6 protein-coding genes are annotated in these 7,919 nt (G+C 57.3%); 2 read left to right on the forward strand and 4 right to left on the reverse strand.

The window, feature by feature from the left end; all coding sequences use genetic code 11:
• Nucleotides 1-409 precede the first annotated feature (409 nt).
• The 4 genes from RGM3321_RS24100 to RGM3321_RS24115 form a co-directional block, all read right to left on the reverse strand.
• Nucleotides 410-1,003, reverse strand: coding sequence for a YigZ family protein (locus RGM3321_RS24100; protein WP_244395111.1), 594 nt, complete (start codon nt 1,001-1,003; stop codon nt 410-412).
• Between the two features lie 32 nt (nt 1,004-1,035).
• Nucleotides 1,036-1,698: a TetR/AcrR family transcriptional regulator gene (locus tag RGM3321_RS24105; protein ID WP_244395112.1), complete on the reverse strand. Its 663-nt coding sequence runs from the start codon at nt 1,696-1,698 to the stop codon at nt 1,036-1,038.
• 95 nt (nt 1,699-1,793) lie between these two features.
• Complete coding sequence (locus tag RGM3321_RS24110) at nt 1,794-3,191, reverse strand: nucleobase:cation symporter-2 family protein (protein ID WP_244395113.1); 1,398 nt, start codon at nt 3,189-3,191, stop codon at nt 1,794-1,796.
• A 186-nt stretch (nt 3,192-3,377) separates the two neighbouring features.
• On the reverse strand, nt 3,378-4,298 hold the full coding sequence (locus tag RGM3321_RS24115) for a LysR family transcriptional regulator (RefSeq protein ID WP_244395114.1): 921 nt from the start codon (nt 4,296-4,298) through the stop codon (nt 3,378-3,380).
• A 110-nt stretch (nt 4,299-4,408) separates the two neighbouring features.
• On the opposite strand from RGM3321_RS24115, the gene RGM3321_RS24120 reads away from it, so the two are divergent.
• Together RGM3321_RS24120 and RGM3321_RS24125 are read left to right on the forward strand one after the other, a co-directional pair.
• Complete coding sequence (locus RGM3321_RS24120; RefSeq protein ID WP_244395115.1) at nt 4,409-5,755, forward strand: aspartate aminotransferase family protein; 1,347 nt, start codon at nt 4,409-4,411, stop codon at nt 5,753-5,755.
• A 103-nt stretch (nt 5,756-5,858) separates the two neighbouring features.
• Entirely contained in the window at nt 5,859-7,352 is a 1,494-nt protein-coding gene (locus RGM3321_RS24125) for a CoA-acylating methylmalonate-semialdehyde dehydrogenase (RefSeq protein ID WP_244395116.1), read from the forward strand.
• The last annotated feature ends 567 nt before the right edge of the window (nt 7,353-7,919 follow it).

Raw genomic sequence — 7,919 nt, forward strand, 5'->3', positions numbered from 1 at the left:
TCGTGACCGGTCAGTAATAACCATACGCGATTATTTCAGCACCAGTTCGGGGCGCGCTGGCGGAGCAAGGGGCAAATGTGGCTCTTTGATTTGAGTAAAAAATGTACAGCAGGCGTCAAGCGAGGTGCGTTATGTGGATGCGCGACCCTTGCACCTGTTATCCACAGGTTCTTCCACAGATACTGTGCGCAAGCGGGCCAGTGGAGAATAATACGCCGGTGGTTAGCGTCCAAAGGTACTAAGGATCGCTAACAGACTGTTTTTGCACCATTTATGGATCCACGTCAGGCGATTGCTCAAAAAACGATCATTCGTCTGAAACGCAAGCCCGACAAGGCCCGCAGTGGAGTGTGCTCAGCTTATCCACAGCCGGATGCACAGTAGATGTGGGCAATGGCTGTCGCGTTGCCTACTCTGTGGTGGCCTTGTGCAAAAGGATTCTGCCGCGACTCAGATCGGCAAGTTGACGTTGCAGCGTGTCGGCATGCTCGGGGCCTATCGCGATTGCCATCTGCACGCCAGTGGCAGTGAAGTTTTCACTCTCCAGCAGGCCGTTGACTTCCGCGAGACGCAACTTGACCAGCGCCAGTTCACTGAAGCTGCATTCAAGGTGGAATGACGAACGCTGAATCAGCGGCAGACGCTCGGCTTGCTGCAAGCACTTGTTGGCACCACCGCCATAGGCGCGGGCCAGGCCGCCAGTCCCCAGTTGGATGCCGCCGTACCAGCGGATCACCAGCACCACGACTTGATCGAACTCCTGCGCCTCGATGGCTGCCAGGATCGGCCTGCCTGCAGTACCGCCCGGCTCCCCGTCATCGTTGCTGCGATACTGCCCACCCAGCTTCCAGGCCCAGCAATTGTGAGTGGCGTTGAGGTCGCTGTGCTGCTCGATGAACGCCTGGGCGTCGGCCGGGCTGGCGATGGGGGCGGCGAGGGTGATGAAGCGGCTCTTGCGGATTTCTTCACGAAACTCGCAAGGGCCGACCAGGGTAAAAGGCATGCGTGTATCCAGCTGACGTCAAGGCGCCGATTCTACAAGGCTGGCGGCGTGAGCCCACAACCTTTGAGGATGATCCGGATCAGATTGTTGCTGGCCTGATCCATGTCTTGCCTGGTCAGGCGGGAGCGACCGGTGACGCGGCAAATCTGCGAGGCGAAATCAGCGTAGTGCTGGGTGCTGCCCCACAGCAGGAAAATCAGGTGTACCGGGTCGACCGGGTCCATCTTGCCGGCATCGATCCAGGCTTGAAAAACCGCTGCCCGGCCCTGGAACCACAGGCGGTAGTCCTGGCTGAAATACTCGCTCATGCATTCGCCACCGCTGATGATCTCCATGGCGAAAATCCGCGAAGCCTGTGGCTGGCGGCGCGAAAACTCCATCTTGGCGCGAATGTAGCGGGCCAGTGCCTCTGCTGGATCATCTTCGACGCTCAGGTGGTTGAACGTGCTGTCCCACAAATCAATGATGTTGCTCAGCACCGCGACATACAGGCCCAGCTTGTTGGTGAAGTAGTAATGCAGGTTGGCTTTGGGCAGCCCGGCTTTCAGCGCAATGGTGTTCATGCTGGTGCCCTTGAAGCCGTGGCGGGCAAATTCATCTTCGGCTGCCTGGATGATCGCTTCTTCGTTCTTCTGACGAATACGGCTTGCGGGCTTGGTGACGTGAGCGCTGTGTGCGGGGACTTCAAGGGTCATGGGCAATTCCGGACAGGTCGTAGGGCGCAACTAATGAACAGATAACGCACCGGCGACTATCTCGCAAGCACCGGCGCAAGTGCGGCTATGGAAACCTATCGTGGTTGTTCAAGGGGGTTGGGTTCCGTCGCTGTTTCATTCCGGGTAACGGCGACTTTTCCTTCCGGAATCAGCAGGCACATGACAATGGCCGTGATGCCGCCGCTGGTGATGGCCGAATCGAACAGGTTCTGTACCAGTTTGGGCATCTGATGCAGCAGCGCAGGCTGTGCGGCGATACCCAGACCCACCCCTAGTGACGTGGCGATGATCAGCATGCTGCGCCGGTCCAGCGGAGACTGGGCCAGAATGCGCACACCGGCTGCCGCGACGCTGCCGAACATCACCAGCGTTGCGCCGCCGAGTACCGGTTTGGGAATCTGCTGGACGATGGCACCGATATGCGGGAACAGCCCGAGCACGAACAGCACCGCGCCGATGTACAGCCCGACATAGCGACTGGCAACGCCGGTCAGTTGGATCACACCGTTGTTCTGCGCAAAGGTGGTGTTGGGGAATGCACTGAACATTGCGGCAATCATGCAGCTCACGCCGTCACCCAGCACGCCACCCTTGAGACGTGCCACGTAGCTCGGGCCACTGATCGGCTGGCGGGCGAGCATGCAATTGGCCGTCAGGTCGCCGACCGTTTCGATACTGCTGATCAGATAAATCAGCGCGACCGGCAGGAAAGCGGTCCAGTCAAAGCTGAAACCAAAACGGAACGGCACCGGCACGCTGATCAAGGGCAGGTCGTGGATCGGCTGTGGAATCAGCTTGCCGCTGAACCAGGCGGCGAGACTGCCGACTGCCAGGCCGATGATGATCGCCGACAAACGCACCCAGGGCGTATTCGAGCGGTTAAGTAAGATGATCACTGCCAGAACGAAGGCACCCAGCGCCAGGTTCAACGGCGCGCCAAAGTCAGGTGCGTTGAAGCCGCCGCCCAGGTCTGTCACACCTACCTTGATCAGGCTTATGCCAATCAGCGTGATGACAATGCCGGTCACCAGCGGCGTAATGACACGTCGCAACTGGCCAATACAGCGACTGAGCACGATCTGCACCAGCGCGCCGAAAAAGCACACGCCGAAGATCATCGCCATGATGTCCTCCGGGCTGCCGCCGCGCTGCTTGACCAGAAAACCTGCGGACAACACCGCACCCAGGAAGGCGAAGCTGGTGCCTTGCAGGCAGATCATGCCTGCGCCGATACCAAACGGGCGGCGCGCCTGAATGAAAGTACCTGTGCCCGATACCATCAGGGCCATGCTGATCAGATACGGCAGGTATTGGGTCAGGCCGAGCGTCGATCCGATGATCAACGGCGGAGTGATGATCCCGACGAAGCTGGCGAGGACATGCTGGAACGCTGCCAATATGGCCGTTAAAGGTCTTGGGCGATCATTCAGGCCGTAAATCAGGTCATCGTTGTCGAGTGTTTCAGGCTGCATGGCAAGGTCTCGGACGGGGAACTGCCATGTACTGGCGTGTCGTTGTCGGGGATTACTGCAAAAAACTGTCCAGTTGCTCAGGTTATTTTTATTTGAGTCCAACTATTTCAATAAATATCAGCCTGATAGCGTTTTCTAGGCGCACTGCGACGTTGGCTGACTGGAAGGGCGTCCGGGAAAAATGTGTCATCGGGTAGCGGCAAGTGTTTCCAGAAAGCTCTCCAGCACCAAATGAGGGCGTCGGCCTTTTCGGGTAACGGTCACCAGGTTGAGATCGTAGAACTTTGAGTCCGGTTTCATTGCGCGCAGTCGACCTTCCTGCACCCAGGCGTTGGCGTAATGATCTGGCAGATAGCCAATGTAGCGTCCAGTCAGAATCAGGAACGCGATGCCCTCGCGGTCTGAAGCGCTGGCGGTGCAGGTCAGTGCCTGATAATGCTCCTGAATATCGTTCGGCAGGCGAAAGGTCGGGGCAATGGCTTGCTGCTGGGCGAGGCGTTCATCATCCAGCATTGAGTTGTCTGCGTAGAAAAGCGGGTGGCCCACCGCGCAATAAAGCAGCGAACGCTCACTGTACAACGGGTGATATTCAAGGCCGGGCAGGGCGCTGGCCTGTGGCACGACACCGACATGCAGGCCGCCGTTCAGTACGCCTCGCTCGACTTCGGCGGGGGCAATCATGCGGATATTGATGTACACGCCTGGGCCACGTTCTTTCAGGCGGGCCAGTGCATGGGTGATGCGCATGTGGGGAAGGGTGACCAGGTTGTCGGTCAGGCCGATGTTCAACTCGCCGCGCAAGTTCTGATGCAGGCCGTTGACCTCTGTCCTGAAACTTTCCAGAGCGCTGAGCAGTTGCAACGACGATTGATAAACCTCACGCCCTTCGTCAGTCAGCGAAAAACCGGCCCGCCCTCGCTGGCAAAGCCGCAAGCCGAGACGCTGTTCCAGATCGCTCATTTGCTGGCTGATCGCCGACCGGCCAATGCCGAGCACGCTTTCAGCCGCAGAAAAACCGCCTGCCTCAACGACACTTTTGAAAATACGCAGCAGGCGGATATCAAAGTCGCTTACCTGGGACAGCGGATCGGTGCGACGGACGCTCATTGTTTAGTCTCTACCAAACCAAAGATCATGAAAATCGGGTTTTATGAACTTTAGCCGCGTGACACCTTGGCTGCAATGACCGTTCGTTTAGCGCCTGCGAGGCTTGCCCCATGAATATGTTCGAAGCGTCTGATGTGTCTGTAACCAGTCAGTTGAAGCTTGATGCCCACTGGATGCCTTACACCGCAAATCGAAATTTCCAGCGCGACCCGCGCATGGTCTTGGCTGCGCATGGCAGCTATCTGACTGACGACAAGGGCCGCAAGATCTACGATGGGCTTTCCGGGCTATGGACATGCGGGGCGGGGCACACTCGCAAGGAAATTCAGGAAGCCGTTTCCCGGCAACTGGGCGTTCTGGATTACTCGCCGGGCTTTCAGTTCGGGCATCCGCTGTCGTTCCAGTTGGCTGAAAAGATTACTGAACTGACGCCGGGCAATCTCAATCACGTTTTTTATACCAACTCCGGTTCCGAATGCGCGGACACGGCAGTGAAGATGGTGCGTGCCTACTGGCGGCTGAAAGGGCAGGCAACCAAGACCAAGATGATCGGGCGCGCGCGTGGCTATCACGGCGTGAACGTGGCGGGCACCAGTCTGGGCGGGGTGAATGGTAACCGCAGGATGTTCGGTCAGTTGATGGATGTCGACCATCTGCCGCACACGCTGATGGCCAGCAATGCCTATTCGAAGGGGATGCCCGAAGCGGGCGGTATTGCGCTGGCTGATGAGATGCTCAAGCTGATCGAACTGCACGATGCGTCGAACATCGCGGCGGTAATCGTCGAACCCATGGCGGGCTCTGCCGGTGTAATCGTTCCGCCGCAAGGCTATCTCAAGCGTCTGCGCGAGATTTGTGACCAGCACAATATCCTGCTGATATTCGACGAAGTCATTACCGGCTTCGGCCGTACGGGCTCGATGTTCGGCGCGGACAGTTTCGGTGTCACACCCGACCTGATGTGTATCGCCAAGCAGATCACCAATGGCGCGATCCCCATGGGTGCAGTCATCGCCAGCAGCGAGATATATCAGACCTTCATGAATCAGCCAACGCCGGAATACGCCGTTGAATTCCCCCACGGCTACACTTATTCGGCGCATCCGGTGGCCTGCGCGGCCGGGCTCGCGGCGCTGGAGTTGTTGCAGCGTGAGAACCTGGTACAGCAGGCAGCAGAAATCGCTCCGCATTTTGAAAATGTACTGCACGGTATCAAGGGCGCGAAAAACGTGGTGGATATCCGCAACTACGGCCTGGCAGGCGCCATCCAGATCGCGCCTCGTGACGGCGATGCAATCGTGCGGCCTTTCGAGGCAGGCATGAAACTGTGGAAGGCCGGGTTCTATGTGCGTTTTGGCGGTGACACCTTGCAGTTCGGCCCTACCTTCAACAGTCAGGCGCAGGACCTGGACCGGTTGTTCGATGCCGTCGGCGAAACGCTGAACCTGATCGACTGATCACGCTGACAGGCTCTCTTCTTATATAGGTACTTTTACACAGGTGCTTTTGTCGCATGGGCGTGAAGTGATTCGCGCCCGATGCAATTATCCGGAGTTTTCCATGAGCAGCATTCAACACCTTATCCACGGCGAGTTCATTTCTGAAGATGGCCGCACCGCAGATGTGTTCAACCCGTCGACCGGCCAGGTTATCCACACGGTAGCGCTCGCCGCTCGGGACACGGTCCAGAAGGCGATCGATTCGGCCAAGGCTGCGTTTCCGGCCTGGCGTAATACACCGCCAGCCAAGCGCGCTCAGGTGATGTTCCGCTTCAAGCAATTGTTGGAGCAGAACGAAGCGCGCATTGCTCAGTTGATCAGTGAAGAACATGGCAAGACGCTGGAAGATGCTGCGGGCGAATTGAAGCGCGGTATTGAAAACGTTGAATACGCCTGTGCCGCGCCGGAAATACTCAAGGGTGAGTACAGCCGTAATGTCGGGCCGAATATCGATGCGTGGTCTGATTTCCAGCCGCTGGGTATCGTCGCCGGTATCACTCCGTTCAACTTCCCGGCCATGGTGCCGCTGTGGATGTACCCGCTGGCCATTGCGTGTGGCAACTGCTTCATCCTCAAGCCTTCGGAACGCGATCCCAGCTCCACATTGTTGATTGCCGAGCTGCTGCATGAAGCCGGGCTGCCGAAGGGTGTGCTCAATGTGGTTCACGGTGACAAGGTTGCTGTCGATGCGCTGATCGAAGCGCCTGAGGTCAAGGCGCTGAGCTTTGTCGGTTCGACCCCGATTGCCGAGTACATCTATAAAGAGGGCGCAGCGCGTGGCAAGCGGGTTCAGGCTCTTGGTGGCGCGAAGAATCATGCGGTACTGATGCCGGATGCCGACCTGGACAACGCAGTGAGTGCCTTGATGGGCGCTGCCTACGGATCCTGCGGCGAGCGTTGCATGGCTATTTCGGTTGCGGTGTGCGTCGGGGATCAGATCGCCGATGCGTTGGTGGCCAAACTGGTTCCGCAAATTCAGAGCCTGAAAATCGGCGCAGGTACGACTTGCGGCCTGGACATGGGGCCACTGGTCACCGGTCAGCATCGCGACAAGGTCGGCGCCTATATAGAGGATGGTGTGCAGTCGGGCGCTACCCTGGTGGTGGACGGTCGCAATCTCCAGGTTGCCGGACATGAACGGGGCTTCTTCATGGGCGGCTGTCTGTTCGATCGCGTCACACCGCAAATGCGTATCTATAAAGAAGAGATCTTCGGGCCGGTACTGTGCATCGTGCGTGTGGACAGCCTTGAGCAAGCCATGCAACTGATCAACGACCACGAATACGGCAACGGCACCTGCATCTTTACCCGTGATGGCGAAGCTGCGCGGTTGTTCTGCGATGAGATTGAAGTGGGAATGGTCGGGGTCAACGTTCCGCTGCCGGTACCGGTTGCCTATCACAGCTTTGGCGGCTGGAAGCGTTCCCTGTTCGGCGACTTGCATGCGTACGGTCCCGATGGTGTGCGCTTCTATACACGTCGCAAGGCGATTACCCAGCGCTGGCCACAACGTGCGAGCCATGAAGCGTCGCAATTCGCATTCCCCAGCTTGTAAATTCCCGTGGCGGGAGATCGTCTTTAAAGAGGATCTCCCGTGTTTGTTAGGGCTCAGCAGTCGAATTGCAGATTTTTGAAATTAACGGTTGACGCCCTCTGTGATCTGTCTATAATTCGCCCCACTTCCGGCGCAGACGGAAACGAAAAAGCCTTGTAGATCAATGGTTTGCAAGGGTTTTGAGTGAAGAGTCAGCGAGGAAGCAGGTCGAGTCAGCAGTGATCGACAGCGGTGAGAAAAAAGAGTTTGACACGCGGTTGTAACGCTGTAGAATTCGCCTCCCGCTGATGAGCAACTGCAGAGTTGATCGAAGCGCAAGTGGTTGAAGTTGCAAAGGAAACTTTGAAAACTTCTTAAAATAACCGCTTGACAGATACAAGAGACGCTGTAGAATGCGCGCCTCGGTTGAGACGAAAGCTCTTAACCACCCGCTCTTTAACAACTGAATCAAGCAATTCGTGTGGGTGCTTGTGGTGTCAGACTGAAGTCAACAGATTATCAGCAACCCAAGTTACTCCGCGAGAAATCAAAGATGTAACCAACGATTGCTGAGCCAAGTTTAGGGTT

This window comes from Pseudomonas sp. RGM 3321 (genome assembly GCF_022836805.1).
Classification (GTDB): Bacteria; Pseudomonadota; Gammaproteobacteria; order Pseudomonadales; family Pseudomonadaceae; genus Aquipseudomonas.

Bases quoted from the DNA above. Each gene is read 5' to 3' on its own strand.
- RGM3321_RS24100 (WP_244395111.1), bottom strand. From the start codon at position 1,003: ATGCCTTTTACCCTGGTCGGCCCTTGCGAGTTTCGTGAAGAAATCCGC.
- RGM3321_RS24105 (WP_244395112.1), bottom strand. From the start codon at position 1,698: ATGACCCTTGAAGTCCCCGCACACAGCGCTCACGTCACCAAGCCCGCA.
- RGM3321_RS24110 (WP_244395113.1), bottom strand. From the start codon at position 3,191: ATGCAGCCTGAAACACTCGACAACGATGACCTGATTTACGGCCTGAAT.
- RGM3321_RS24115 (WP_244395114.1), bottom strand. From the start codon at position 4,298: ATGAGCGTCCGTCGCACCGATCCGCTGTCCCAGGTAAGCGACTTTGAT.
- RGM3321_RS24120 (WP_244395115.1), top strand. From the start codon at position 4,409: ATGAATATGTTCGAAGCGTCTGATGTGTCTGTAACCAGTCAGTTGAAG.
- RGM3321_RS24125 (WP_244395116.1), top strand. From the start codon at position 5,859: ATGAGCAGCATTCAACACCTTATCCACGGCGAGTTCATTTCTGAAGAT.